We start from the raw sequence: 26,739 nt of genomic DNA, 5'->3' as shown, positions 1-26,739 counted from the left end.
ACCCTGTCAACTGCCTGCCCTGCGCAGATGTACAGATGACGCCGCATATGAAGCACATCCGATACATGGCTAACCTTATTGTTGAAAGGAAGAACGTGCATGAATGTAAAAACAAAGCGAACGTTGCTTTGGAGCCTCGGCATTATCGCCGTCGCGATCATAGGCTATGCGATTTACTATTTCACAGCTGTATATAACCAGATTGGTGCCCTCCAGAAAACCGGGGATGCCTCTCCATTCAAAAATGTACCTACCAATACCGTGGCTGCAGCAGCACCACCGGTCTGGACAGGAACCGAACCTGTCAACATCCTGCTCATGGGCGTCGATTCCAGAAATTCCGACGATGGCGAGATCCCTCGTTCGGATACGATGCTGGTCGCTTCGCTCGATCCGGTCAAAAAAACGATCCATCTGTTCTCTATCCTGCGCGATACGTACGTAGATATTCCGGGTTATGGCGAGAACCGCATCAATAGCGCGATTACCCATGGTCCAAACACCGCTATGAAGACGGTGAGCGACCTGCTCGGTATTCCGGTGCAGTATTACGTATATACCGACTTCCAGGGCTTTATCAAGCTGGTGGATGCGGTAGGCGGTATTGATTTTAAAGTAGAAAAAGATATGCATTACACCAGTGCAGCCGATAAACATGTATACGATATTAATCTCAAAGCGGGTATGCAGCATCTGGATGGTAAAACAGCACTCCAGTATGTACGTTTCCGTCATGATGCTACATCCGACTTTACCCGTACCGAGCGGCAGCGCGCCTTCCTGACTGCTGTCGGTGACAAGCTCAAGTCTACCACGTCGATCATGAAGCTGCCGGATATTCTGGAGCAGATCAATCCGTATATTGATACCAATCTGAGTACGGATGACCTGTGGAAGCTCGCCAGCGTCGCCTATGACAGCAACATGAGCGGCAGTGAACAGCTGCCTCCAAACGATTTGCTGGCCGAGAAGCATGTGGGCGGAGCAGCTGTTATCGGGGTGAAAAGCGAAGAAAAGCTCAAGCAGTTCATTCAGGACACCCTGAACAAAAACAACACTGATCCGATCCCGGTCTCTGCTGATGGCAAGAACAGCAGCAGCGGAACCGGCAGTACGAACAGTGCAGGAAGCTCTACTTCCGGCTCGTCTACTTCACCGGCATCCATTTCGGGAGCGACCAGTCTGTCTGGCAGCTCCAGCCACTAACTGCTTCTATTACAATATGCAGTAACATTATTCATTTCATGCTGGACCGGTAATCGTGTTAAAATGGTTACAGTCTGGCATGGGTACGAATTACATGAGATGAACAAAGCGCCCAGATCATGGGCGCTTTTTATTATGTCTATCCTGCGCTCTGACGGCGCCAGCTTCAGCCATGGTAAAGACAAAAAGCAGTATCATGCTGACCAGTTGGCGATCTTTGCAGAGGTGGCATGAACTTGATTTATTATACTGGCGCTTGGAAATGGATAAGCGCCCCAAGGAGAGATGGATATGAATCGCAAGAAGTCTGAACAGCTGTATGAACAGGCACTGAAACATATTGTAGGCGGAGTGAACAGCCCTTCCCGTTCGTTCAAGGCGGTGGGCGGCGGTGCACCGGTATTTATGGCTTCGGCCAAAGGCGCGCACTTCTTTGATGTGGACGGCAATAAATATATCGATTATCTGGCGGCGTTCGGCCCGATTATTACCGGTCATGCCCATCCGCATATTACAGCGGCCATTACCCGCGCGGCTGAAAATGGTGTGCTGTACGGTACGCCGACCGAGCTGGAAATCCAGATGGCGATGATGCTCAAGGAAAGTATTCCTTCAATGGACAAGGTACGGTTCGTCAATTCCGGTACCGAAGCGGTGATGTCTACCATCCGTGTCGCACGTGCGTATACCAACCGCACCAAAATTATCAAATTCGCCGGCTGCTACCACGGTCACTCCGATCTGGTACTCGTCGCTGCCGGTTCCGGCCCGTCCACACTCGGTACGCCGGATAGCGCAGGTGTACCGGCCAGTATCGCGAATGAAGTGATTACGGTTCCTTTCAACAATCTGGAAGGTCTGCAGGCTGCTCTGGAACGTTGGGGCGACGAAGTGGCAGCGGTAATGGTCGAACCTATCGTCGGCAACTTCGGTATGGTTATGCCGGAGAAAGGGTTCCTCGAAGGACTGTGCAAGCTCGCTCACGATCACGGCGCACTCGTCATCTACGACGAAGTGATTACGGCTTTCCGCTTCCATTACGGTTCGGCACAGACGTATAGCGGTCTCGATAATCACGAGCAGATCATGCCGGATCTGACTGCACTGGGCAAAATTATCGGCGGCGGTCTGCCGATTGGTGCATATGGTGGTCGCAAGCATATTATGGATCAGGTCGCTCCGCTAGGTCCTGCGTATCAGGCAGGTACGATGGCAGGCAACCCGGCATCTATCGCCTCTGGTATCGCTTGTCTGGAAGTACTGCAGGGTGAAGGTGTCTACGAAGAAATGGAACGTCTGGCGATTCGCCTGACCGATGGTATCCAGGCTTCTGCAGAGCGTTACGGGGTACCACTGACGATCAACCGGATTCGTGGCGCGTTCTCGACGCATTTCTGCGATCATCCGGTAACGGATTATGATCAGGCCCAGGATACCGATGGCGAGCAGTTCGCTTCCTTCTTCCGCCATATGCTGGATCGCGGTATCTGTCTCGCCGCTTCCAAGTACGAAGCGTGGTTCCTGACAACCGCCCATACGGATATGGATATTGATCTAACGCTGCAGGCGGCGGACGAGTCCCTCAAGCTGGTAGCAGAAGGCAAGTAAAATCAGCCTATTCACCGGCCAGTGTATGAATCAGCATAATTCTGTCTTTACCTAAAAAAGATCGTTCGTTATCAGCTATCTAGCCAGTTTGCCAGATAGCAAGTGTGTCTTGAATGGTCAAAATCCCCTTTTGCATCCGGTCTCGATGTTCAGAGACAGATAGCAAAAGGGGATTTTGGTTTGGGACAAAATAAGAGGTCCTGCCAAAGCAAGGCATCTGGACGCATCATCAAATTTAGTTGAATAACCTTTTTAGCACTTTTAAGAGCGGCTGATCTGTATTTCCAAATACATAAATAAGGAAGTACCATAAAAAGTTCGCATTAAATCTGTAAGTTCTGCCGGGTCAACCTCTTTGTCTCCATGGACCATAACTTCATACACATCAAACCGATCCCTAAAAAAGAGTCCCGAGCTCGCATAGCCATTTCGTACATAAAACTTTTTACGGGTTACCCTTTGTCCATAATTACCGGTATTTGCATCAACCACTTCGATATTGAGTACGATTTGATAATCGCCATATTCTTCTTTGATTCGGGAAAGAATGGCGCCTCCGTAGCCTTTTGATCGAAAACGACTGTCTACCGCCAAGTACTGGACATACATCAGCTTTTTATACGTGACTACATAAGTAAAACCTATAAAAATACCTTCATCATAAATGGCCAACAAATCTATACCTTCGAAATTGGATCGATACAATAACAAATCCAGTGGTAACCGTTCTATTTTAGGAAATGTCTCGTACAATAAATTACTGACCTGTTGAAGATCGGGCGAGTTACCGGTCAATGACTTCATTGTTAAACGCATGGTATAGCCTCCTGCTTATAGTAGATTCCGCATCAAACGGAACGATTTCTTGGTAAAGTCAAACAATGTGCTGCCGAATCCTCGGTCTTATTTCAAAACTACGCCAGCATCATCGTTTGCCGGTATCGACTGTTTTTGGGCGGCTGCGCTCGTTTTGGCCATACAGCCGGTAATACAAAAGGGTAGAGACCAGCACCAGCCATCCGAGTATGGCATATAGCCCTTTATAGCCTGTAACGGGAATCAACAAGCCTGTTATAAAAGGACCAAACCCGTTGCCCAGATCGTAAAATATAAAGAATGTAGCGGTGGCCAGGCCAATTCTGTGCGGCTGGGAGAGGCGAATGGCGATAGATTGAGATATGGATGAAATGTTCCCAAATCCCAAAGCGACCAATGCTCCTGCTGTTAACAGAAACATACTCGTCGTCGCGGAGCTTAAAAGAAACATCCCTGCACTGAATAGCAGCAGAGCCGGATAGACAATAATATTGGCGCCTCTTTTGTCCATGATCCGCCCGGTGAAGGGTCTGGAGATTAACACAAATAGGGTATACACCATAAAGAAAAAACTGGCCGTATCCAGCAATCCGATTTCTGAGGCATACACATTCAAATACGAAACGATACCGGAGAAAGAAAAAGTCATAATCAATATTAAAATGGAAATCGGCACTGCTTGGGGCTCGATAAAATCCGATATTCTCCATCCTGTTTTTTTATTTAACCCGGCTGTACCGGAAGCCGGAAATCGAAGAAATAAAGCAAGGATCAAATTAATGATTCCCAGAAGAAAAGAAAACAAAAACAGCAGATCAAAATTGGCATTTTGGCTTATTCTCAATCCGATAAAAGGTCCTATTCCTGTCGCCAGAGCCGTACTGATTGCAAAATAGCTGATTCCTTCCCCTTTACGCGCAGCAGGAAGTCCAAGCACTGCCCCTGTACTTACAATAGTAGTGACCACGCCTACGGTGATTCCGTTCAAAAATCGACTGATCATCAAAAATCCGGTATTAAAATGAAGAAAATAAAGCAACGTGGTGAATATAAAGAGAATCAGCCAGATGACCAGTAGTTTTTTGGTTTGCAGGAGTCGCCCTACAAGTAACCGCCCTAATAATGAACCAATAATAAAAATTCCGGCAATTACACCGGCCTCGCCGGTAGAAGCATGATATTCATGGATGGCATACAGGGTGATCGTAGCATTTAACAAGAAAAAAACTAACGTCATGGTAAAATTGACCGCGGAAAAAGAAATAAAATTTCGCGTCCACAATTGGGATTTGGCTAAATTCATCATTGTTCTCCTGTTCCAATCCTATACTTTATTAAAAAGTATAGGATTGGCCATCTTCAGGAATGAACAAACTGGAGGAGAAGCCTTTTTCCTCTGCATAACGTTTCAGTTCGGCTCGGGATAACGTCCAGTGGTTCACGGCCTCCATATGGACAGCTATAATTTTTGCCTGTGGAGCGGCTTTGTATACTTCGTGAACATCTTCTTTTCCCATAATCAGAGAGCCGAATTCCTGCCATACGTTATCGCCTGCATTGACAACAATAACGTGCGGGTTATGGGCATCCATTTCATGTTGAATCCCTTCATACCAGACAGTGTCCCCGGCTACATATAATTTCTTTTCATTCGGATGGTTGAAGACAATTCCGCAGACTTGGCCTGTGATATCGAGCAGCTCTTTTCCTCGTCCATGCTCCCCCTGTGTTTTCACTAACTGAATCCCTTCAAAAAGGGTATTCTCCGTCAGCAGCTCTACCTGCTCAAAACCATCATTCCTCACTTGTTCTGCGTCATTCTCATTTTGAACAAAAATCTTCATGTTTTTGGGAATGGCTTTTTTGGCGGCATCATCATAATGATCTTCATGCAAGTGAGTCAAAATCACTGCATCCACATCCCTCATAATATCTTCTATCGACATAGGCAAATCAACGATTGGATTACGCAGTTCTTCTCTGATCCCTGCAAGGAATGGAGCATATGCCCCTTGATCGGCGAGCATTGGATCTATCAGAAATTTTCTCCCTGCAAATTGTACAGTGATGGTGGCATTTCGAATTTGTTGAATATTCATTATATAGACTCCCTTTTTCTTTTTGTGTACAAGATTAATTTTATGCCATGTACAGGATGCTTATACACCGATTAAATAAAGTGTTTTGCCCCATTCACTTTACTTTTGAAAATGTTTTGTTTCATTCTGAAAAAAAGAGGATTTTTGCAGCTACTGTGGACTTTATTGATTTGCTGCACTACCGATGTGCTGGATATGTATAATAGTCAAACGACTATCAAATGACAAAATATAATATTTGTCATCAAATAGCCAATATGATATGCTGTTGCCATTAGAACTACAACCCAGATCGACATCCATTCCTCAGGAAAGCAGGGAATTATCCATGTCAAAAGAACTTCATCACAAAGTCGCTATTGTGACCGGTTCCTCACGCGGAATCGGACGCATGATTGCTCTACAGCTCGGTGCCATGGGCGCACGCGTAATCGTGAATTATGCAAACAGCCCGGCCAAAGCCGAGCAGGTGGTACAGCAGATTATCGAAGCAGGCGGGGAAGCAGCCGCCGTGCAGGCCGATCTCAGCCATATCGACGGCGTGAACTCCCTGTTTGATCGCACTCTCGAACGATGGGGACAACTGGATATTCTGGTCAACAATGCAGGTGTGAATATTTACAAACCGCTGGGTGAAGTGACGGAAGAGGACTTTGACCTGCAGTTCAATCTCAATGTCAAAGGAACCTTTTTCGCCTGTCAACAGGCCATGAAGCATATGAATGAATATGGGCGAATCATCAACTTCTCCACCTCGGTCGTCGGCCAGATGTTCCCGACCTACAGCGTATACGCAGGGACCAAGGGCGCTGTCGAACAGTTCACCCGCCAGCTCGCCAAGGAAGTAGCCGTGAAGCAGATTACGATCAATGCCATCGCTCCGGGACCGGTAAATACCGAGCTGTTCAATGAAGGCAAAACCGGGCAGCAGATTGAGGCCCTTCGCAAAAGTGCCGCTCTGGGCCGCATCGGTGAGCCGGAGGATATCGCAAATGTGATCGAGTTTCTCGTAAGCGGGAAATCGCAGTGGATTACCGGACAGACCATTCGTGTAAACGGTGGATTCATCTGATTCCATAGAATGAATGGTTCGTTCGCTGTCTATATTTCTTTGCGTTCATTGCGGGGATCGATATCCTGATACAACCGGCTAGTGCCGGGGGCTTATCAGCAGACGTCCGATTTCGTGTGCGACGGTGCGCAGAGCCGGGTCAATCTGTGACGCCGGTACATTCGATACGTTGATTCGCAGTTGATTGGAGCGGTACGAACTGCCGCTCAGGAAATAGCGATCTGTGGAATCGACCGTAATCTGCTGTTCGGCGAGCCGCCGGATCAGGGTGCCAGTCGGAAAGTTGACAGGAAGTGGCAGAATCGTATGAATCGTATCGGTCCGTTTGGCGCCGGCAAATACCGGATGGTCGGCTGCCAGTTCCTTCAGACTGTGACGAAGCTGCTGGATTCGTTCCCGGTACGCCTCCAGGACAAGCCGGCGGTAATGGGCAAACATGCCATTTTGGATATAGACATGCAGTGCCGCCTGGGACAAGACCGAGCTGTCCACATCCAGCATGCTTTTGTACCTGGCAAATGTATCGATCAGTGCGTCAGGTAGTACAGCAGCCCCGATGCGCAGACCAGGGAACAGGATTTTGGAATAGCTTTTGAGATAAATGACGTGACCCGACATATCGTAGGCATACAGCGGATCATTGGACGACTGCGGCTCCAGATCGGACAGATAGTCATCCTCGACCAGATAGACGTCGTACCTGTGCGCAAGCGCAACGAGCTTTTTCTTTTGCCGCTTCGTAAGCGAGGTGCCGAGCGGATTGTGAAACCGTGGCATAACGTAGAAAAACTTGATCGCTCCCTGTTGAAATAATTCTTCCACCCGCTCCAGATCGAGTCCTTCGGAGGTGCGCTCTACTTCTTGTACCGGTACCTTGAGCGTCTCCAGCATCTCGATCAGCAGATGATAGCCGGGCTGCTCGATCAGGATCGTCTCCCTACCGGACGGAAATGGCATCATCGTCAGAATGGACAGCGCCCGGTGTACACCGGATGTAATATGCAGCTGTGACGAACGGGCGAATACCTGCACTTCTTCCAGCTGCTGACGGATCTCTTCCAGCAGCGGCGGCAATCCCTGCGGCATCCCATAGGTAAACAGCTGATCCCGGTAAATATGCATCGCTCCCTGAAGCGAACTCTGAAAATCCTCAAACGGGAAAATCTCCGCAGCAGGCGCAGCCGAAGCCAGATCGATCCGCTGTGTAGACTGGTCATGCTGTATATCCAGCTGCTGCCGGGCTACATAATAACCGCTGCGATTCATAACGTAGACCCACTGGTCTCGCGCCAGCTGTTCATAGGCACGTACAACGGTAGCCGGACTGCAGCCATAGGCTATCGACATTTTACGGATCGAAGGCAGCTTCTGTCCGGCTGCGAGTGAACCATCACGTATCTGCTGTTCCAGTGCAGTTACAAGCTGCTGATGCTTGGTCATACTCCCCTTCCTCCCCGTTCTCTGTTCTCTGTTCTCTGTTCTCTGTTCTCTGTTCTCTGTTCAAGTATAAATGATTCTCTGAACGATTACGTGATACTCTCCAACGAATTGTACTGGTACAGTTGACTGGTAAATGCGTTGTCGCTTCACCTGATAGAACTCTATATTGAAGAGGCGGTCATCATTAGGATGCAGCCGGTAGATCATCTGCTGGCATACTCCTTGGTAGATGATCCGCTTCATTCTGATATGGAGGTATATTATGACCACTCAACATCCAATAGCATCTTCTTCCTCATCGACTGCTTCAGCCGCTCCTTCCGGAACTTCGCTTCAGCCAGAATCTGCACAGAAACAGCACCGAAGCGATAGCCGAATGCCTGCCTACTTTGCTGCTATGGGCTATGCGTTGATTATTGGATTCTCCTTTTTATTCGTGAAAATGACTGTCAATATCGCCAGTCCGCTCGATGTGCTGGGGCACCGGTTCCTTATTTCTGTAATCGGTCTGGGTATCCCTATTCTGCTCGGCTGGGTACGTATTCGGATCAGCTGGAAGGATGTATGGCGAATTTTACCGCTGGCTCTGCTATCGCCGATATTATTTTTCACACTGCAAGCCTACGGGCTGCTCAGTGCTTCCTCTTCGGAAGCAGGTATTATCCAGGCGATGACGCCGGTGTTCACATTGCTGCTGGCTGCTTATTTTCTCAAAGAAAAAACATCTCTCCTGCAAAAACTTTCCCTGCTGCTATCTGTAGCAGGTGTCATCTTCATGTTCACGATGAAAGGGGGAGCCAGCTTCTCTGCAGCCAGTCTCACTGGCATTGCCTTGCTCGCAGGGTCGGCACTGAGCTTTGCCGGATATGGCGTATTGGCTCGTCCGCTGACCTGCAAATACAATCCGCTGGAGCTGACCTGGGTAACCATGGTTATTGCCTGCATCGTCTTCAATGCGCTGACGCTGGGCAGACATGTACTGCAGGGTGATCTGACTGCCTATGTTGTTCCCTTGCAGCAACCGAGCTATATTCTGGCTCTGCTTTATCTGGGTATCCTGTCGTCTCTCGTCACAACGCTATTATCCAGCTATGCCCTGTCCCGGCTCAAAGCGACACAAATGAGCGTATTTAGCAACTTTGCCACGGTCACTTCCATGATCGCCGGTACGGTCTTTTTGCAGGAACAGCTCTATTCCTACCATATTATTGGGGCCATACTTATTATCGTTGGCGTGCTTGGTACCAACTGGGGAGGTAAGCGGTCCCTTGCTTCCGCTCCACCAGCCCGCATCAGTAACAATTCAATAGACTCCTCGAAAAGCAGGCCATAAATGATCCTGCAGAATGGATTACTTTTTCGCTGCTCAATAGAGTATAGTTAGAGTACAATTACATTGCCTACCTAACTAACTATCTGGCTAGCTATACACCTATTGACCCGAAAGAAGGAATTCATCATGAAAAAAGCCGCTTTACTGCTTCTTGCTCTGACGCTTGTGCTTCCTCTATCTGTTCAGGCTGCGCAAGTGCCAGCCACGGATAAAAGCAGCCTGTCGACAGAACACAGCAGACTGCCTGCGGATCTGCAGTCCTTTCCGGAAGATTTCTATATCCATACGGATATTATCAGTCTGACCCATGGACAGGCTCTGTTTATCGATACAGACCGTCAGCACATCTATATGGCGGATACCGGAGCATCTACAGAACAATGGAATCAGTCCTACGATCATATCTACAGCTGCAAAGTTATGCCTGGTAATGCCAAAATTGTACTACTGGTGCAAAACAACAACAAATTGCAAAAGATCGTCCTGTCTATCACCGGCAAAATACTGTCCCAATCCAGCTATCCGGATGCTCTGCTCAAGCTGCTAAAAAGCGACCCATCCGCCCAAATCGGCTGGTCCGCTCCGAACAAATCCGGACAAAAGGAAAAAGTAGCGCTTCAAGCAGGCGACCGGATTTACATTTACCAGTCTCCATGGAAAAAGCCGATTCAGACATTCACTTCACCAACCCGCCAAAACCGTGATTACGACCATGCAACCAGCATCCAGGTGGAATATCAGGGTAATGATCTGGTAATTGCCTATCAGGCAGACCGCCTGATGCAGACGCAATCTGTATTTGAGCTGTTCGATACGTCAAAAGCGGGCAGCAAGCCGCATATCATCAAGACACCATGGAATCTGAAAGCGCAGCTGCAGCTGGAAAATGGCCAAGCCGTTATTTACACCAGCAATATTTTGCGAAATTCACTCGGACTGAATACCGAAGTGCCGTATCCCCTATATGTCAGATACAATGTAAAAACAGGCAAGCTGCTGGCAGAGGTAACCCGTACCCTGGCCGATCAGAACAGCAAGTGGGAGACCGATTACAGTCATGGTCAGCTATTCCTCGCCGACAAGGCTGCCAACATGCTGTATCTGTATGACAGCAGTGGCAAAAAAATATGGGAAACCGCCGAGCCTTCCCAGCGGATCAGCTACCGGTATATCAATTACGAGCAGGGTATATTGTATCTGCTAGTTGAAAATATAAATCGGGAGTTCACTATCGCCAAAGTACCGTTGATGTGACGGAGAAGCTGCTACATAGCGAGGAGTTTGGTAGCCGACCCGAATATAGCCTTGGCCGCCTCTGGGCAACACGCTGGTTGCTGTAGATCAAGCTCCATTGATAAAGCGCCTGCTCTATTCATATTGCAAGGCACCTATGATATGGTCTGTAACTGCAAACGAAAATCCCCCTTTTCACTAACGATACCGCTATACTGCGGATCATCTGTGCGAAGGGGGATTTATTTTCAGTAGAATCTGTCAGCGTACTGATTGATGCATGATGAATAGACTGCCTGTAGTAGTCAACGGTTATACTTTGAACAAAATAATGGGTTCTGGTGTAAAGCTTCTCTACAACGCTTGTGGCTTAGAGCGTTTCTACACCGCTTCTCGCTTCGGACGACTCTGATGCCTGCTCCGTCGAAGCAGACATCTCCGGAGCAGTGGAACGAGACACTTCGGGAGCAGCCGACTTGGTCATCGTTTGTCCGTACAGGTCTTCTTTGGTACGCAGAATCTGTGCCAGGAAAGCCAGCGTGAGTCCCTGTCCCCAGCCCTGAATACGCTTCTCCGGTACCTGACGGTAACCGTCGATATCGTTCATGACTGCTGTACCTGCCGATACGCCAGTCACTGTGCCATCATCCTTGATCCGGGCGAGAATACCGTCGATCGATTTCTGTGTATATTTGTTATACATGCGTCCCTGGGTCAGCAGAGCAGCAGCGATACCTGCCGAACCCGACGTCTCCAGATACGAGGATTCGTCGTCCAGCACTGTATGCCATAGTCCCTCCGGTGATTGCAGGCGTACCAGTGTACTGAGCTGATCCCGCATCGAACCGTCGATAATCATATAGGACGGGTGCTGCACCGGAATATACTTGAGTGCTTTGGACATGGTGAGAGCCGCCCAGGAGTTGCCACGCGCCCAGTAGATCGAGGACATATGATTCTGGTTCATATGATCCCAGCCATGATAGTACAGGTTGGTATCCGGGTCCTGCAGCAGCTCCTCGTGACCATGATACTGCCGTAGCCCATCGTCAAAGTAGCGCTGGTTGCCCAGCAGATGTCCGATACGCAGCAGATAATAACCGGCCATGAACATCGTATCTACCCACGCCTGCTGCGGAAATACATCTGTCACCGAATTGACCGTATGCTGGAAAATGCCTTCGGCAAAACGTTCGGCCTTTGTATCGAGGAATTCGGCCATTTCCTTGGCTATCTGCAAATACTGCTCTTCGCCGGTCGCTTCATATAACGTGAGCAGGCAGTGACCGATCGATACGCCGTTTACCGACAGCGGCGGCAGCCCATCAGCAATATTCTCGTCGACCCAGACACGCAGCCGGTCCAGATATTCACGCTTGCCGGTTGCTTCATAGGCTTCACATACTCCATAAAAGGCTACGCCTCCCGGCCAATCCCAATGAAAGTCCATATTAAATGTACGGTCTACCACACGATCGATTACTTGCTTGATATGCTGTTCATCAAATTGCAATGCTGGCACACAAATCATCCTCCTTGGTGAATGAAGTAGTTTCGAGCTTTTATCTGAGATACATAGTCAGTGGCTGCAGATTCAATTCGCGGATACCCTGGATAACCAGATCCGCTACCCGGTTCGCGCCGTATTCCTGGAAATGGGTATTATCCTGCGACCCCGCCGGGAAGTTCATATATTCGCCGGGATGCAGCCAGACAAACAGCTCCTTGCTAGCCTCGGGCCCCAGCTGTTCGAGCAGCTCACGGGTTCGCTCGGCAAGGTCAATCAGTGGAACTTGCTGTTCATCCGCCAGTTCGCGCATGGCTATCAGGTAATCGCCATGCGTATCTGCCAGTCGTCCCTCATTATCAAAAGAACGGCGGCTAACCGGAGTGAGCAGCACAGGAATTGCCTGCTTGTCCCGGGCAGCATTAATGTACTCGGTCAGGTACTGCTTATAGGTGGTAAAGGGATCGGTATGACGCGCCGCATCTGTTTTCTCATCGTTATGACCGAACTGGATGAACAGAAAATCACCGGCATGCAGCACTTCACGGATACGATCCAATCGCCCCTCCTGAATAAAGCTCATGGAGCTGCGTCCGGATACCGCATGATTATCGACACAGACATCATGTCTGAACCGAGCAGGCAGCAGCTGCCCCCAGCCAGCATAGGGATATCCGTCTGCTGGCTGATCGGTCACCGTGGAATCACCTGCCAGCACCAGCTTCAGCGTGTCCGGTACCGCTGTAATCTGCAGATGATTCAGCCTTGGCGCTCTGCCGCCAAATGACAAACGCAGCTGTCCGCTGCGCACGGCCACCGTACACAGCATTTCGATCAGCTGTCCGGCCTGTGTATAGATCGGCGGCAGCAGTAATCGCGAGCTGTCAAACCGGATAACGGTATGAGTCGCTGCCAGCAGATCGCCTACTGTCAGCTTCACCTGATAATAGCCATCTGGTACATCCAGCGCAAAAACCGCTCCCAGCAGAATGCAAAAGCTGGTCTGTACATGACTGACCAGCTCTGCCTGCCCGCTGTCCAGCATCCCTGACCGGTCGCGACCGTACACTTCGCCACCAGGCAGGAATCCATACCCGTATTCCGGTGTATACAGGCTGTCCGGCGAGATGCCGATGCAGCCTGCTGCCGGTTCACCGGGCCCGATATCAAAATGCCATTCCTGCGGAACGACCGGAGTAACAATGGGATCTGCAGTGGTATCTTCTTTTGCCTGCATAGGCGGTGATCCTCCTGAGATTAGAGACTATATCTGATACATCGTGCGATATAAGCATCATGCCATATCAATAGGCTGTTAGCCCTTGATACCGCTGCTGCTGATACCTTCTACAATATGCTTTTGGAACAAGAAGAATACCAGAATAACCGGCAGCAGACTCACCATCGACATCGCGAACATGCCGCCCCAGTTGGAGGCTGATTCGCTATCGAGGAACATTTTCAGACCCATGGATACGGTGTACTTATCCGGTGAATTCAGATACAGTACCGGACCGAGCAGATCTTCCCATCTCCAGTAAAAGGAGAAGATCGCTGCCGTCGCCAGTGAAGCTTTGATCAGCGGCATAATAATCTGGATGAACAAGCGGAATTTGCCGCAGCCATCGATTGTCGCTGCTTCATCCAGCTCTTTGGGAATCGTGCGGATAAACTGCACCATTAGGAAAATAAAGAACGGTGCGCCGAAGAACTGCGGAATCACGATTGGATTGATCGTATTCAGCCAGCCCAGCTTGGTGAAAATGATGTACTGAGGTACCAGTACGACATCATGCGGCAGCATCAGCGTCACCATCATCACGCCAAACCAGAAGTTGCGTCCGACAAAATTCAAACGGGCAAATCCAAAAGCGATCAGCGCAGACGAGATGACCACACCCAGCGTCGACAGTACGACGATCACCAAGGAATTCCACATATAATGACCGAACGAGTAACCGCCAATCCCCTGCCAGCCGGTCACATAGTTGGACCAGACCCAATCTGCAGGCAGCAGTGTCGTCGCGGTAGTGAATATTGTACGGCTCTCCTTGAACGAGCTGAAAAACATCCAGATGATCGGATAGAGCATGAGCAGTGCCAGCGCACCGACGAGGATATGATAGACCGGCCATTTGACCTTGCGCCAGACTGCCCCTTTTTGCAGCCGGGCACCGGCCATAGCGCCGTATTCGCTAACAGGAGCTTTGGGTTCAGCCATCACTTAGCGCCCTCCTTCCGATTCGTAGAACACCCACATCTTGGACGTTTTGAACAAAATAAGTGTCAGTACACCGATAAAGATCAGCATGACCCATGCCATCGCCGAGGCATAACCCATATTGTTGAACATGAAGGCCTGACGGAACAGATACAGGGAATACAGCATTGTACCATCCATCGGACCGCCTTCGCCTTTGGAGATGATATAGGCTGGAACGAATGTCATAAAGGCACTGATCGTCTGCATAATCAGGTTGAACAGGATAATTGGACTGAGCAGCGGCAGCGTAATACTGAAAAATTTGCGTACAGGATGTGCGCCATCCACGCTTGCGGCTTCATACATTTCCGGGGAAATATTTTTGAGACCGGCGAGGAAGATCAGCATCGACGATCCGAACTGCCATACCGACAGGGTAATCAGCATGCTGAGTGCAGCACCCGGATCACCGAACCACTGCACTGGAGCAGCTCCCAGCGCCATCAGTAGTCCGTTCACAATCCCCTGCTCACTGAAAATGTTACGCCACATGATCGATACAGCTACACTGCCGCCAATGATGGATGGCAGGTAGTAGATCGTACGATACGTGCCGATCATTTTGGAGCCGGTATTCAGGATCATCGCTACGAACAACGCAAAGGTCAGACGCAGCGGTACGCCGATAAACACGTAATAGAGCGTAACTTTGACCGAGTTCCAGTACTTGGGATCACCGGTAAACATCTTCTCAAAATTATCGAGTCCTACCCAGCGCGGCGGACTGAACAGATTGTAGCTCGTAAAGGACAGATACAGCGAGATGAACATCGGGATCAGCGTAAACGCCAGAAATCCGATAATAAACGGACTGATAAAGGCATAACCGGTCAGGTTGGCTTTGAGGGAATGATTCCGCATGAATCTGTACACCTCCTTCAGGGGATACGTGCGTGACAGTCTCGGATAGATGGACGACTATAGACATGATGAACATGCCGGGAAAAGGAGAACCCTGCCGCCTGGCGATCACTCCGCCCTGCTGCCGCTTCTCCTTCCTCCCTGATCATCTTTGCATGTTTGGTTCCTGCTTGGTCTGGCGGTGATTTTCTGCTACGAATCCTAGCTGGTTAGGTCTATTCAGCAATTCCTGTCGATAGATAGCGCATGGAATTGTGTTTATTCGTTAGAGGCAGGTGATGGCACGTTACGGTTGATTGTTGGACAGGATTGCATTGGCATCTGCACGGAACTTCGGTGCGGCTTCGGCGGCTGTCGTCTGTCCAAAATTGATCTGCTCCACATAGTCGGCCAGTGTCGCAATGACTTCTGCCGAACCTACTGGTGGCGGCGGGCTCATTGGCGACGCTTTTGGTTCCATTTCGCTTACGAAATCAAACACCTGCTTTTCCGCTTCGGTCAGATCCGGTGTAACGGATTCCTTGATTTTGGCGGAGATCGGTACACCGCGCTCACCTTTGATCAGCTTGTTGGCTTCTTCGTTATTCACCCAGAAGTCGATAAATTTGGCGGCTTCATCTTTGGACTTGGAGCTGCTGGCAATCGACCAGTACATACTTGGCTGCATGTAGATTCCTTTTTCCATATCCGGTCCGAGCATTGGAGCGAGTGCCATCGGACGATCGGCTACTTTTTGCAGGGCAACGAACTGGTTGGACCACTGCCATGTACCAATACCGGTACCTTTGACCACTGTGGATTCCTCCAGGATTCCTTTGTTCTGGCTCAGTGTTTCCTGGGAAGGAACCGCACCTTCTTTGATCAGCTCGGCCAGTGTACCGAAGAACTCGGTAAATAGTGCATCGTCTTCATAACCGAGTGCAGTACCCTCTGCATTGTACAGGGAGTGTCCTTTGGTTCTCAGGAAGTAGTTGAAGAAAATATCGGCTGCCATGGATTCGTCAAAGTACACGCCTTTTGCTTTGGCTTGCATGGCCATTTTTTTGTAATCATCCCATGTCCAGTTGGCAGGGATTTCGTTAATACCTGCTTTTTTGAGCAGCTCCGGGTTGTACTGGTAACCGAGTACGTTAACCCCTGTCGGGATACCGTACTGCGTGCCGCCGATCAGGCCGGTGCTGAGTACATTCTCGCTGACATCGTCCAGCTTGATTTTGCTGCCGATGTAGGGCTTGAGATCTTCCAGCTGACCGTTTTTGGCATACTGGCTAATGTAGGAGATATCCATCTGCATAATGTCAGGCAGCTGGTTGGCAGCAGCTTGCGGAGCGAGCTTTTTCCAGTAATCGTCAAAGGAAGCATATTCGATATCGATATTCACGCCGGGATTCTGCTTCTTGTAGAGATCGATAACTTTCTGCGTATATTCATGACGCGCATCCGATCCCCACCAGGCGATCCGCAGCGTCTTGCCATCCTGGGCGCCACTGCTGGCATTGCCTCCGCCGGAATTGCCGCATGCTGTAATCAGGAGTAAAATCGCGACCATCGTCGCCAGTGCTATTGTCTTTCTCATCTTCATTTCAGTCTCCCCTTTCGTAGTTAGGCAGCTGTGCAAGTGTGAACATTCAATCTGGAATCAAGTATAAACAGTGTTATGTAGCATTTTGTTAACGCTTTCATATTGGGTACGCCTTTATTCTCTCAAATGCTGGAAAGCAAATGAATACACAAATCCGATGTTTTGGTTTAAAAAACAGAGTGTTCTAAAACTTCAAATGTATGATATTAGAATGTAGAACCTATTAACTTGGCTATTCCGGACTCAAATTTCTTCTGAATTCCAAAGGAAAAATAGTAATATAATCACGTTGTTATGCGTATTTTTATGTTTACTTTTCCATAATGAAAGTGTAAATTAATTCATGAAGTTACAATAAAGAGAAAGAGTTTCACTTGCCAATTTTTAAAAAATAGTACCAATCATAACTTATGATAAGAGTACATATGATTTTATTACTCGGATTTGAATATAATTCGGGTGCTACAGATGGTATAAGATTATGCACAGCTGCTATTGAGACTCTCTTATTCCAATAATTTAGGATGTAGTCAAAACTGTTGGAATGGAAACCTATCATTGTCATAATCGATGTTCGTTAATAAGTTTAGCTGCTTATTATAGCAGTCGATTAACAATAAAATGATGGAGGTTGAAAAATGAAGTACCTAAAAGTTCTATGTACTCTTATGATGTCAGTAATACTGCTTCTCCCAATTTTCAATGTTGCTGATGCTTCTCGTGATTATCCTGGAATCTATGTGAATAATGAGAAAATGGATATTTATGCTGCGGTTTCGGCAATAGGTGTTACCTATGTTCCATTCAGACCAATCTTCAGTAAATTCAATATGACTGTCAATTGGGATAACACTAAGAAATCAGTAACGGCTACGGATGGCAAGACAACGATCGTATTAACTAATAATTCCTACACAGCATATGTCAATGGTAAAGCCGTGCAATTAATCAACCCTCCAGTCTACAATCCAGACACCAAACTATTTTATGTGAATTTGCGTTTTGTTGCTGAATCCACAGGTGCAGTTGTGAACTGGTCTAAAAATGAAACAGATGCCAACATTTACATCACAAATCCTAATTTGAAATAATGAGCAATATGAGCTAAATAAAAAATCACATCATACTATCAACGATATATTGGTCATTTTGACATCAAAATAGGATGAAATACTTTTTGATTGCACTATGTAACGTTTCATTATTAAAAAAACTGTGGAGGTTCTAATGAAATCGCCCAAATTATTTTTTGTTCTTATCCTATCCGTTATACTGCTTATCCCATCTTTAAATGTTGTCCATGCCTCGCGCGAAAAACCAACGGTTTATGTAAACAATCAACAACTCAATATCTTTGCTGGAATAGGCTCAAAAGGCGTAACTTATGTTCCTTTCAGACCCATTTTTGAAAAACTTAATATGACCGTAAATTGGGATAGCAATAAAAAATCAGTAACTGCCAAAAATGATAAAACAACGGTTACATTAACCAACAATTCTTATACAGCTTATGTAAATGGTGAAAAATTGGATTTGTTGGCTCCGCCATTTATTGATCCTAATGATAATACTCTTAATGTAAATTTACGCTTTGTAGCTGAATCTTCGGGAGCCAAAGTCACTTGGGTGAAAAAAGGAAATGATGCTAGTATCTATATCACAGATCCTAATCTGAACAAAAATTAAATACTCCTATAATTGCCATGTCATCTCCAGCAGCTACATTTGGAGATGACATGTTTTTATTTCATCATATAAAGTTCTTCTGGAGAGACAGACATTGCGAAATTTAAAATGATAATACTTCCTCTTCCCTCTATCTACTCCCCGCACTTCCTGTACTCCGTCGGTGTCATGCCGGTCACCTTTTTGAACACCTGGCTAAAATACTGCGAATTCCCACCAAAGCCGAACAGCTCCGCCAATTCAAACACCTTCACATCCCCGCTGCGACGAATATGCTCGGTGGCACGCTCGATCCGGTAGCGGTTGACGTACTGGGAGAAGTTGTCGCCGGTCACTTTTTTAAAAATTTTGCCCAGATAATCGGGGTTCATGTACAGCATCTGATGAGCCACACCATTCAATGACAGCTCGGCATTCACATAGTTCTCCTCGATAATCTGCAGCATCTTGTTCACCACCGAGGACTGGCGATTGATATTGCTGCGGTAATAACCCGCTGCCAGCTCCGAAGCAGCCTGCCGGATAAAGTCATGCAGTCCGGTAAGTGTCTCCAGCACCGACAGATCGGCGAGACGGCTGGTGAACCGGGAGCGCTCCTCGGCCGGATAGAGACGGATCATGACCGCATACAGCTGTAGCACATACGAGCGGGTTACCCCGATATCCAGACGCATCGCCGACAGTTCAGCGAACAACCGGTCAATCTCGGTCTCTACCTCCTGCACCTGTCCCGATTTCATGAGCAGGATAAAGCTTTCCTCGTCCAGCTCAAAGCCTGTACTTTCCCGTGAATCCGCCAGTGCCACATCCTGTCTCGTGATCACGCTGCCCTCGCCCACATAGAAGCGGTGATTCATATATTGCTGGGTATCCCGGTACATCCGGCGCAGATCGACCATACGGTCTGGCTCGCTGAGAGCGATCGTGACTTCCAGCTTGTAGAATCCACCGAATACTTCTTTGACCTTTTGCAGTCCATCGATAAGCCCGGTCAATGTCTGCGGATCATCCAGCAATAGCAGCAGTTCATCCTGCATCTGGATCGTCGTGCCCATCAGCACGCCTTCGAGAATATCTTCGGCGATATTTTTCAGGGCAAATAAATGCTCGTATTCGTGAGAGTCCTCGACCCGCATCAAGACCATGCGAACCGGGCGGTTCTGCAGATTGATATGGAACAGCCGTTCATAATAGTCGAGATCCCGGCTGCCGTACATTTTGTTGGAGATGAATTCCTTGAGGAACTGTTCCTTGACCTGCGGAAGCATCCGGTTGAACTGCTCGCGCATGCTGGTGACGAACTGTTCGCGTTCTTCCTCGGCGGCGCGCTCCGACAATAGCTCGCAGATCGCTTCCTGAATCTGATGCTCGTTGCACGGTTTGACCAGATAATGCTTGACGCCGTATTGCATGGCGCGGCGTGCATAGTCAAAGTCCTTGTAGCCCGACAGCATAATAAACCGGATATCCGGGAAATGCTCATACGTCTTGGCGACCAATCCGATCCCGTCGAGACCCGGCATGGAGATATCGCTGATTACAATATCCGGACGCTTCTCGGCAATCCGTTCATACGCTTCGATCCCGTTACGGGCAGTACCGACCAGTTCGGTTCCGCTGCCCTGCCAATCCACCACCTGGGAAATGCCCTCCAGGATCATCCGCTCATCATCCACCAACAGCACTTTGTACATCGCACAGCTCCCCTTTCTCATATGGAATACGAATATGAAATGCAGTGACCACGTCCGGCTCGCTCTCAATACTCAGTCCATATTCGGGACCATAGGTCAGCCGGATTCGCTCCATAATGTTGTTAAGTCCAATGCCTTTACCCCGTGTGCGGATCTGTCCCTGATGCAATCGCTCCAGAAATTCCGGTGTCATACCGGGACCGTCATCCTCTACCGTAATCTGCACCACATCCTGCTCCAGTCGTGCCGTAATGCGGATATGGCAGACCTCGATCTTGGGTTCCAGGGCATAATGAATCGCATTCTCGACCAGCGGCTGCAGCGTCAGCTTGGGAATCGGTGTATCCAGCAGTTCATCTGGCACCTCAATTGTAAAATCCAGCCGTTCTTCGAACCTCATCCGCTGAATCGTCACATAGCTACGGACAATATCCAGTTCATCCCCAAGCCGGATCAGCTTGTCCGACATATTGACTGAGCTGCGCAGCAGGAATCCCAGCGCCTCTACCATACGGGAGATCTCGGTCTGCTTGTTGACCTTGGCCATCCAGTTGATCGACTCCAGCGTGTTATACAGAAAATGCGGATCAATCTGTGCCTGCAGTGCTTTGAGTTCGGTCTCGCGGATAATCAGCTGCTTGGCATAATTCTCGTCGATCAGCTCCCGAATCCGCCGCAGCATCCGGTTAAAGGTACGATGCAGCAGTCCGACCTCATTCTGCGCACTGGCTGTTACCGGATCGGTCGTCAGCTCACCCAGCTGATCGAGATTCCCGGTCTCCACGGTACGCATCTTCTGCAGCAATCGCTCCATCGGCCGGGTAATACTGCGTGACAGCTTGGTACCGAAGATCAGCGCCAGCAGGAAAATACCGATAAATACAATCGTCACCATGCGTTTGATCCACACCATTCGCTGGAACATCTCGTCAAACGGTGTAATATGCAAATACGTCCAGCCTGTATAGGCCGACTGAATCCGCGCAGAGAAGTAGCTCTCTTCCGGCAAAGTCACTACACCATACGGCTGACTGCGCTGCAGTTCCTGACTGATCGCCTCTTTATCCAGCGGCGGTGCCAGTTCGGCCGGATAGACAATCTCCTGGCCATTCGAGATAATCAGCTGACTGCCGGAGCTGCTCTCCATCTGCTGCTGTACGATCCGGTCGATGCGGATGCGGACAATAATCGTCCCCAGATCGTTCAGGGTAAAGGTAGATCCACTGAATTCCTTGAACTGCCGCACTGCGAGCAGCGATCCCTGTTCACCTACATACCACGAGTTGGAACCGGCTTTGTCTTTGGCCAGCTTGATCAGATCGGTACGCAGTACAGCCGGAATACCTTCACGATTCCCCGCTGACATCACTTCACCCTCACGATCTATTGCCATCATCGAGTAGACGAATTTCTCCGAACCAGCAAAAGCGATCAACCGATTCGTAATCTTTTTACGGATAACATTTTTCTCGTATACAGATGATTCCTGCTGCAGCTGGGACAGATAGCGCTGCAGCTGCTCATCCGTCACGACCCGAAAAGACAGATTCTCGATATCTTTGAGCTGATTCTCAATCTCGACCGAGGACATATTTAGCAGCTCTGACGTCTTCTCGTACATCTGACTGTCATAGGTGTTATAGACGGTATTGAGTACCAGCAAATACGAAGCAAAACTGCCCAGCATCAGTACGGAAATAAGCAGCAGCATCTGTCGATGAATCCCGAGATTAATGTAAGCGCTTTTAAAACGGGTGAGCATAGTACCTTCCTCCATTACCGTAATGCAGTACGTGGTAGTTGTTACTTGCTGGTGCAAAAGTTGGTCAGGGAATCATTAGACGCGATGATAGGTTTATATAAGCAGCGAAAATCATTATCCTTTACAAATATATAAATTAAATGTAATTAACTGTATATTATTATAGCTTGGATTTTATATGAAAAACAGCAGATTTCCTGCAAACAGGGCTAATTAACCAGAAAAAACAGCCGAACTCAACGTACGGCTGTTTTTGTTTTCCACTATGAATAAATAATGAATAGATCATCATTTAGCTTTTTATTAGGCTTGCTGCCAAAGGATAGTATTTTAGTTACGGATAAAAACAGCTTTCCAGCGATTGACGTAATGAACCTCGTAACCGAGACTGTCCGCCAGCAGACTGAGCGGCACATAGACTTTGCTTTTGCTGCCGGTGCCATTCATAAAAGCAGCTGCATCTGTGCTCACCTGTTTGCTGTTGATCTGAATCTTCTTGCTGTTCAGCGGGATCGTGATCTGCTTGTCCTCGCTGCTAATGACTGCCGAGCGATTGGACGCAGACCAGCTGACCTGTGCGCCCAGTGCAGCAGTTACATCACGCAGAACCACGTACGTACGGCCATTTCGCACGATTGGCTGATCCGCTGTTTTCAACTGGCTACCATTGGTATAAATAACTGATTCACCTGTCCCGCTCGTAGCTGGAGTCATATAACCGCGATCTCCCCAGATCGCCTTGCTAAAAGCGACAGCCATAGACTCGTAACCGGCTGCATTCGGGTGAATATCGCCTTCGGAGATATGAGTCATCGCCAGCTCCTGACCTTGAAAAGCAGCGGCCACATGGGCGACACGTACATCTATCCCCTGCTGCTTGTAATGATCTGCCGTCTCTTCTACGATCTGGCTGAAGCTGGCGGCAGCCTTGTTCAGATCGCGATATAACCCGGCTCCTGCCAGCATTGGAACCGGCTGATACTGATCGGCAATTACGATCACTGCCTTGGGATTGAGTGTGGTCAGTTGATCTACAATCGAGGTAATATGAGTGCGGTAGCCCTGGGTGATCGGTGTCAGATCAATCGATGACAAATCCTGCGGCAGAGCGGTCAGCGACCCCAGTGCATTCAGAAAATCATTGCCGCCAATGGTGATCGTGATCAGATCAGCACTACGAATATCACGTGCAGTCTGCGCACCGTCAAGTGTACGACTGCTGCCTGGCAGACCGGTCTGGATATTGGCTGTGCTGATCGAGCGGCCCGCTGTGATTGCATTCATATAATTGTTCAGCCCTTCACTGGTTAGACCGAGTATGCCATTATTGACTGCCTGACTGCGACCGCGAAACAGCTCCTGTTCTGCCAGTCGGGTTGTGAATCCATCATACTCGCTGTACTCTACGTCCGGCTCATAGCCAGCAGTCAGTGAATCTCCAAGAAAGACCATATGTTCATACGCCTGCTGGTGTCCGGTATCTCCAGCTGCCGCTCCATATACCGTCGAAGCCGCACCTCCACTTCCGGAACCGAGCAGCAGCAGTATCATCATATATTGAATAAAAATAAATTTCCCCTCCCTCGCTGGTTGATGACTCCGATTGTCGGAAGCATCGGCTGATAAATAAGATAATGCCGTATTTTTAACGTTCCTGATGTAGGATGATAATAAAATGGATATTCCGAACCTGCTGGACATCGAGGCTTCTCCTTTTCCGTTTCCCTATTTCTTCTTTCTTTCCTTTTGGTTTATTAGGCAGAGTCTCTTATATAAAAAAGCTGCTGCAGTCCGGGTGGACTACAACAGCCTTTCATTCCTGTCGGTGCTGAAGATTACTCTTCGCCCTCGGGGTCCGGACGCTTGGCCTTGTTCAGGTAATCATCATAACGTCCATCCAGCTCCTTGGCCATTTTGCGGTATTGAAGGGTCTCTTCTACAATGGGATCGTTCTCCGTCTGGATTCTCACTTCGTATTTGGGCGGAATCATACGGCGTTCCCGGCTGTCTCTTTCTTCTTCCTGCATCTGTCCTTCGGTTAATCGCTCGCTGAGTTCACGTTCCAGTTCATCGGATGATGGCATATTGGTTCACTCCTTATCACGATCATCTGACAGGCGCATGTGCACCTGAAGATAGACTCTACCTTTTATTTACCCTTGCTGCAGACATTTCATTCAATCCGGTTCAATACAATCAAACAGGCAGATCGGTCAGACCTGCCGTATGCAGTTCACGAATCAATTCATCATGGATATGACCGTTGGTCGCCGCTACATTGCGGACCGTCAGCTTGTAGTCTTCTCCGGAAATATCGCCGATCCGGCCGCCGGATTCCTGCACAAGCAGGGCTCCTGCTGCCAGATCCCATGCATTCAGACCAACTTCCCAATAGGCATTGAGGCGTCCTGCCGCCACATAGGCGAGATGCAAAGCTGCCGAACCGCCGTTGCGGATACTGCGTACTTTGGGTACCATTTCCACGAGTGCCCGAGTGTTGCGTTCCAATCCGGCATTGGCTGGAAATCCAGTTGCCACCAGACTCTCGGCCAGTGTTTTTTCGCCGGCGACTTTCATCAGGTTGCCGTGTACATAGGCTCCTTTGCCTTTTTCGGCGACAAATAATTCATCATGGGTCGGATCATAGACGACGCCGACAATTACTTCCCCTTTGTGAGCTACAGCAATCGATACACAATAGTATGGGAAACCATGCACAAAGTTGGTCGTTCCATCGATCGGATCTACGATCCATACATACTCGGCATCCAGTACATTTTCGGTCGCCTGAATAGAAGCTTCCGCTCCAATCCCTGCGCTTTCTTCGCCGAGGAATTCATCTTCCGGGCAGTAGGTCAGTACGAGCTTGCGGATCATCTGCTCGGCGCCTTTGTCTACTTCGGTCACCAGATCCTGGGACGACGTCTTGGTATCCAGCTGCTTGTAGCTGCCCAGCTTGGTTTTGATCCATTCGCCGGTTTTGGAAGCGGCGTTAATCGCTACTGCTACCCGGCTTTTACTGCTTACGACATAGGGCTGCTTTTGGTTATCTTCCATGTTCAATCCCCCTGCATATTATGAAATAGCTATGATACGGCTTTGACTTTACGGTAATACCTCGATACTGGCCTTGTCGATAATCCGTACACCATCGCCCTGATAATTATGCAAATCCTTCATCAGCTGGAACAGCGCCACATCTTTGTGCTTGGCCTCCAGCATCACATCGATATGGCTGGATGTACGCGCCGCCTCCCGCAGAAAGTCGAGTAAAGGTCCTGCTTCAACGCCATCTGCATGGCTGCGGCGATCGGTCTCGCTGCGCGGACTGGACGCATGGATTTTGGGCGGCAGATGCACACCTTCCGGTACGTCGGTCATTGCCAGCGGCGATTCCCACGTACGGGCCACTTCCGGCCACCAGTAGGATGCCGGTTCGCCGGCGCAGTTTACCATATGATGGTGGATATCCAGCACCATCGGCAGTCCCGTACGCTGGGCGACGGCCAGTGTTTCTCCACTGGTAAACGTTTTGTCGTCATTTTCCAGCGTAATCCGGCACTGGATATCCGGGTCCAACTGCTGGAAATGCTCGATAAATCGCTCGGATGCTGTTGGCTTGTCTCCATAGGCACCGCCGATATGGATATTGTTTTTGGAACGCGCATCCAGCCCCATCGCTTCCAGCATCTTGACGTGGTAACGCAGATCGCGGATCGACGATTCCAGCACTTCCGGACGCGGCGTACTGAGCACGGTAAAATGATCCGGGTGAAACGACACACGCAGATTATGCTTGCGTATATACTTGCCCACCTCGGCAAATGAATCGGCCAGCGCCGGATACGGGTTCCAATCGCTCAGATCCGTATGGGTCGCCAGCGGAATGATTTTGGACGTCATACGGTACATCTGAATATCTTCGGCTACATTATGACGCAGCAGTCGAAGGGTATTATGCAGATTGGTACGAGCAATCTGCTCCAGGGCACGGAGCCCGGCTTCGCGGTCGGGCAATTTTTTGAATCTGGCCATGGTCATGGTTTTGGAAGGCGATGAGTCCTTGACTTCAAGCGACATCGCGACATATCCGAATCGTACAATCATAGGGCTGAGTGCCTCCTCTGGGTTCGCTGTAATATTGACACCGAAGCCGGAGACAGGCTGCTGTTGCAACCCTGTTATTGGAGCAGCCAGATAGTTATTGCTGCTCTCCGAAGAACATCTCGTAGGCAAGATCCGTCTGTACTCTGGATTCTTCCGGTGTCAATTTGCGGATTAATTGCATCTCCACTTCTGTTACCTCATTACCCTGAAAGTTAATCTCTGCAATGCATCCGGTTATTTTCACGATCGCAACTGCGGTGTTATCCGGCGTATAAGCAATAACCTTTTGTCCGGTCGGAAATACGCGAAAGCCCTGCTTGACCATTTTGCCTTTGCCGTATTCGAGCAGATCGAGCAGTTCCTGCTTGTTCTTGAATTTGCATACGGAATTGAATTCGGTCTGGAATCCCATCGTCTCGCCTCCCTGAAAATCATGATTGTTCTGTACAATGAATCAGACTGCACCATAA

24 protein-coding genes are annotated in these 26,739 nt (G+C 48.9%); 8 read left to right on the top strand and 16 right to left on the bottom strand.

Annotation, left to right across the window (positions count from 1 at the left end; translation table 11 throughout):
* The first annotated feature begins 99 nt into the window (after positions 1–99).
* The 3 genes from AR543_RS05640 (at position 100) to AR543_RS05635 (ending at position 2,814) form a co-directional block, all read left to right on the top strand.
* Positions 100–1,206, top strand: coding sequence for an LCP family protein (locus AR543_RS05640; protein ID WP_060532549.1), 1,107 nt, complete (start codon positions 100–102; stop codon positions 1,204–1,206).
* A gap of 63 nt (positions 1,207–1,269) precedes the next feature.
* Entirely contained in the window at positions 1,270–1,440 is a 171-nt protein-coding gene (locus tag AR543_RS24205) for a hypothetical protein (protein ID WP_158523934.1), read from the top strand.
* A 57-nt stretch (positions 1,441–1,497) separates the two neighbouring features.
* Entirely contained in the window at positions 1,498–2,814 is a 1,317-nt protein-coding gene (locus AR543_RS05635; protein WP_087071249.1) for a glutamate-1-semialdehyde 2,1-aminomutase, read from the top strand.
* A 261-nt stretch (positions 2,815–3,075) separates the two neighbouring features.
* Here the strand turns inward: AR543_RS05635 and AR543_RS05630 are convergent, their stop codons facing one another.
* From AR543_RS05630 to AR543_RS05620, 3 genes are all read right to left on the bottom strand, one after another.
* The gene (locus AR543_RS05630) at positions 3,076–3,630 is read right to left on the bottom strand and encodes a GNAT family N-acetyltransferase (protein WP_060532545.1); all 555 of its coding nucleotides are present in this window, start codon (positions 3,628–3,630) and stop codon (positions 3,076–3,078) included.
* A 109-nt stretch (positions 3,631–3,739) separates the two neighbouring features.
* The gene (locus AR543_RS05625; protein WP_335582708.1) at positions 3,740–4,936 is read right to left on the bottom strand and encodes an MFS transporter; all 1,197 of its coding nucleotides are present in this window, start codon (positions 4,934–4,936) and stop codon (positions 3,740–3,742) included.
* A gap of 28 nt (positions 4,937–4,964) precedes the next feature.
* Positions 4,965–5,729, bottom strand: a complete 765-nt coding sequence (locus tag AR543_RS05620) for an MBL fold metallo-hydrolase (RefSeq protein ID WP_060532541.1) — start codon at positions 5,727–5,729, stop codon at positions 4,965–4,967.
* 328 nt (positions 5,730–6,057) lie between these two features.
* On the opposite strand from AR543_RS05620, the gene AR543_RS05615 reads away from it, so the two are divergent.
* The gene (locus tag AR543_RS05615) at positions 6,058–6,801 is read left to right on the top strand and encodes an SDR family oxidoreductase (RefSeq protein ID WP_060532534.1); all 744 of its coding nucleotides are present in this window, start codon (positions 6,058–6,060) and stop codon (positions 6,799–6,801) included.
* A 78-nt stretch (positions 6,802–6,879) separates the two neighbouring features.
* Here AR543_RS05615 and AR543_RS05610 read toward each other — a convergent pair whose 3' ends face one another.
* A complete protein-coding gene (locus tag AR543_RS05610) occupies positions 6,880–8,241 on the bottom strand; it encodes an aminotransferase-like domain-containing protein (RefSeq protein ID WP_060532532.1) in 1,362 nt (453 codons plus the stop codon).
* 376 nt (positions 8,242–8,617) lie between these two features.
* On the opposite strand from AR543_RS05610, the gene AR543_RS05605 reads away from it, so the two are divergent.
* Together AR543_RS05605 and AR543_RS05600 are read left to right on the top strand one after the other, a co-directional pair.
* A complete protein-coding gene (locus AR543_RS05605; protein WP_060536659.1) occupies positions 8,618–9,574 on the top strand; it encodes a DMT family transporter in 957 nt (318 codons plus the stop codon).
* Between the two features lie 126 nt (positions 9,575–9,700).
* Complete coding sequence (locus AR543_RS05600) at positions 9,701–10,828, top strand: hypothetical protein (RefSeq protein WP_060532530.1); 1,128 nt, start codon at positions 9,701–9,703, stop codon at positions 10,826–10,828.
* A 349-nt stretch (positions 10,829–11,177) separates the two neighbouring features.
* Here AR543_RS05600 and AR543_RS05595 read toward each other — a convergent pair whose 3' ends face one another.
* From AR543_RS05595 to AR543_RS05575, 5 genes are all read right to left on the bottom strand, one after another.
* Entirely contained in the window at positions 11,178–12,329 is a 1,152-nt protein-coding gene (locus AR543_RS05595) for a glycoside hydrolase family 88/105 protein (RefSeq protein ID WP_060532528.1), read from the bottom strand.
* Positions 12,330–12,369: 40 nt separating this feature from the next.
* Complete coding sequence (locus AR543_RS05590) at positions 12,370–13,551, bottom strand: rhamnogalacturonan acetylesterase (RefSeq protein WP_060532526.1); 1,182 nt, start codon at positions 13,549–13,551, stop codon at positions 12,370–12,372.
* A 78-nt stretch (positions 13,552–13,629) separates the two neighbouring features.
* Positions 13,630–14,406, bottom strand: coding sequence for a carbohydrate ABC transporter permease (locus tag AR543_RS05585; RefSeq protein ID WP_418304219.1), 777 nt, complete (start codon positions 14,404–14,406; stop codon positions 13,630–13,632).
* A gap of 132 nt (positions 14,407–14,538) precedes the next feature.
* Complete coding sequence (locus AR543_RS05580) at positions 14,539–15,438, bottom strand: carbohydrate ABC transporter permease (protein ID WP_046216329.1); 900 nt, start codon at positions 15,436–15,438, stop codon at positions 14,539–14,541.
* 286 nt (positions 15,439–15,724) lie between these two features.
* Complete coding sequence (locus AR543_RS05575) at positions 15,725–17,014, bottom strand: ABC transporter substrate-binding protein (protein ID WP_060536657.1); 1,290 nt, start codon at positions 17,012–17,014, stop codon at positions 15,725–15,727.
* Between the two features lie 644 nt (positions 17,015–17,658).
* On the opposite strand from AR543_RS05575, the gene AR543_RS05570 reads away from it, so the two are divergent.
* Positions 17,659–18,111 (top strand): copper amine oxidase N-terminal domain-containing protein, encoded by a 453-nt coding sequence (locus tag AR543_RS05570; RefSeq protein WP_060532524.1) that lies wholly within the window; start codon positions 17,659–17,661, stop codon positions 18,109–18,111.
* 136 nt (positions 18,112–18,247) lie between these two features.
* Positions 18,248–18,706, top strand: coding sequence for a copper amine oxidase N-terminal domain-containing protein (locus AR543_RS05565; RefSeq protein ID WP_060532522.1), 459 nt, complete (start codon positions 18,248–18,250; stop codon positions 18,704–18,706).
* 134 nt (positions 18,707–18,840) lie between these two features.
* Here the strand turns inward: AR543_RS05565 and AR543_RS05560 are convergent, their stop codons facing one another.
* From AR543_RS05560 to AR543_RS05530, 7 genes are all read right to left on the bottom strand, one after another.
* Positions 18,841–20,400, bottom strand: coding sequence for a response regulator transcription factor (locus tag AR543_RS05560; protein WP_060532520.1), 1,560 nt, complete (start codon positions 20,398–20,400; stop codon positions 18,841–18,843).
* A complete protein-coding gene (locus AR543_RS05555) occupies positions 20,375–22,162 on the bottom strand; it encodes a sensor histidine kinase (RefSeq protein WP_060532518.1) in 1,788 nt (595 codons plus the stop codon). The genes AR543_RS05560 and AR543_RS05555 overlap by 26 nt, the downstream gene beginning before the upstream one ends.
* Positions 22,163–22,492: 330 nt before the next feature.
* On the bottom strand, positions 22,493–23,716 hold the full coding sequence (locus AR543_RS05550; RefSeq protein ID WP_060532517.1) for a stalk domain-containing protein: 1,224 nt from the start codon (positions 23,714–23,716) through the stop codon (positions 22,493–22,495).
* Between the two features lie 281 nt (positions 23,717–23,997).
* Positions 23,998–24,246: a hypothetical protein gene (locus AR543_RS05545; RefSeq protein WP_060532515.1), complete on the bottom strand. Its 249-nt coding sequence runs from the start codon at positions 24,244–24,246 to the stop codon at positions 23,998–24,000.
* Between the two features lie 112 nt (positions 24,247–24,358).
* Complete coding sequence (locus AR543_RS05540; RefSeq protein WP_060532513.1) at positions 24,359–25,219, bottom strand: inositol monophosphatase family protein; 861 nt, start codon at positions 25,217–25,219, stop codon at positions 24,359–24,361.
* Positions 25,220–25,267: 48 nt separating this feature from the next.
* Positions 25,268–26,269, bottom strand: coding sequence for a UV DNA damage repair endonuclease UvsE (gene uvsE / locus AR543_RS05535; protein WP_060532511.1), 1,002 nt, complete (start codon positions 26,267–26,269; stop codon positions 25,268–25,270).
* A 94-nt stretch (positions 26,270–26,363) separates the two neighbouring features.
* A complete protein-coding gene (locus AR543_RS05530) occupies positions 26,364–26,681 on the bottom strand; it encodes a hypothetical protein (protein ID WP_060532509.1) in 318 nt (105 codons plus the stop codon).
* Positions 26,682–26,739: the final 58 nt, after the last annotated feature.

This window comes from Paenibacillus bovis, assembly GCF_001421015.2.
GTDB classification, from domain to species: domain Bacteria; phylum Bacillota; class Bacilli; order Paenibacillales; family Paenibacillaceae; genus Saccharibacillus; species Saccharibacillus bovis.
This window is presented reverse-complemented; position numbering and strand designations above follow the sequence as displayed.

Excerpts from the sequence above, each read along its gene's own strand:
- AR543_RS05640 (WP_060532549.1), top strand. The coding sequence starts at position 100 with ATGAATGTAAAAACAAAGCGAACGTTGCTTTGGAGCCTCGGCATTATC.
- AR543_RS24205 (WP_158523934.1), top strand. The coding sequence starts at position 1,270 with ATGGTTACAGTCTGGCATGGGTACGAATTACATGAGATGAACAAAGCG.
- AR543_RS05635 (WP_087071249.1), top strand. The coding sequence starts at position 1,498 with ATGAATCGCAAGAAGTCTGAACAGCTGTATGAACAGGCACTGAAACAT.
- AR543_RS05630 (WP_060532545.1), bottom strand. The coding sequence starts at position 3,630 with ATGCGTTTAACAATGAAGTCATTGACCGGTAACTCGCCCGATCTTCAA.
- AR543_RS05625 (WP_335582708.1), bottom strand. The coding sequence starts at position 4,936 with ATGATGAATTTAGCCAAATCCCAATTGTGGACGCGAAATTTTATTTCT.
- AR543_RS05620 (WP_060532541.1), bottom strand. The coding sequence starts at position 5,729 with ATGAATATTCAACAAATTCGAAATGCCACCATCACTGTACAATTTGCA.
- AR543_RS05615 (WP_060532534.1), top strand. The coding sequence starts at position 6,058 with ATGTCAAAAGAACTTCATCACAAAGTCGCTATTGTGACCGGTTCCTCA.
- AR543_RS05610 (WP_060532532.1), bottom strand. The coding sequence starts at position 8,241 with ATGACCAAGCATCAGCAGCTTGTAACTGCACTGGAACAGCAGATACGT.
- AR543_RS05605 (WP_060536659.1), top strand. The coding sequence starts at position 8,618 with ATGCCTGCCTACTTTGCTGCTATGGGCTATGCGTTGATTATTGGATTC.
- AR543_RS05600 (WP_060532530.1), top strand. The coding sequence starts at position 9,701 with ATGAAAAAAGCCGCTTTACTGCTTCTTGCTCTGACGCTTGTGCTTCCT.
- AR543_RS05590 (WP_060532526.1), bottom strand. The coding sequence starts at position 13,551 with ATGCAGGCAAAAGAAGATACCACTGCAGATCCCATTGTTACTCCGGTC.
- AR543_RS05585 (WP_418304219.1), bottom strand. The coding sequence starts at position 14,406 with ATGCTCTATCCGATCATCTGGATGTTTTTCAGCTCGTTCAAGGAGAGC.
- AR543_RS05580 (WP_046216329.1), bottom strand. The coding sequence starts at position 15,438 with ATGCGGAATCATTCCCTCAAAGCCAACCTGACCGGTTATGCCTTTATC.
- AR543_RS05575 (WP_060536657.1), bottom strand. The coding sequence starts at position 17,014 with ATGAGAAAGACAATAGCACTGGCGACGATGGTCGCGATTTTACTCCTG.
- AR543_RS05570 (WP_060532524.1), top strand. The coding sequence starts at position 17,659 with ATGAAGTACCTAAAAGTTCTATGTACTCTTATGATGTCAGTAATACTG.
- AR543_RS05565 (WP_060532522.1), top strand. The coding sequence starts at position 18,248 with ATGAAATCGCCCAAATTATTTTTTGTTCTTATCCTATCCGTTATACTG.
- AR543_RS05560 (WP_060532520.1), bottom strand. The coding sequence starts at position 20,400 with ATGTACAAAGTGCTGTTGGTGGATGATGAGCGGATGATCCTGGAGGGC.
- AR543_RS05555 (WP_060532518.1), bottom strand. The coding sequence starts at position 22,162 with ATGCTCACCCGTTTTAAAAGCGCTTACATTAATCTCGGGATTCATCGA.
- AR543_RS05550 (WP_060532517.1), bottom strand. The coding sequence starts at position 23,716 with ATGATGATACTGCTGCTGCTCGGTTCCGGAAGTGGAGGTGCGGCTTCG.
- AR543_RS05545 (WP_060532515.1), bottom strand. The coding sequence starts at position 24,246 with ATGCCATCATCCGATGAACTGGAACGTGAACTCAGCGAGCGATTAACC.
- AR543_RS05540 (WP_060532513.1), bottom strand. The coding sequence starts at position 25,219 with ATGGAAGATAACCAAAAGCAGCCCTATGTCGTAAGCAGTAAAAGCCGG.
- uvsE (WP_060532511.1), bottom strand. The coding sequence starts at position 26,269 with ATGATTGTACGATTCGGATATGTCGCGATGTCGCTTGAAGTCAAGGAC.
- AR543_RS05530 (WP_060532509.1), bottom strand. The coding sequence starts at position 26,681 with ATGGGATTCCAGACCGAATTCAATTCCGTATGCAAATTCAAGAACAAG.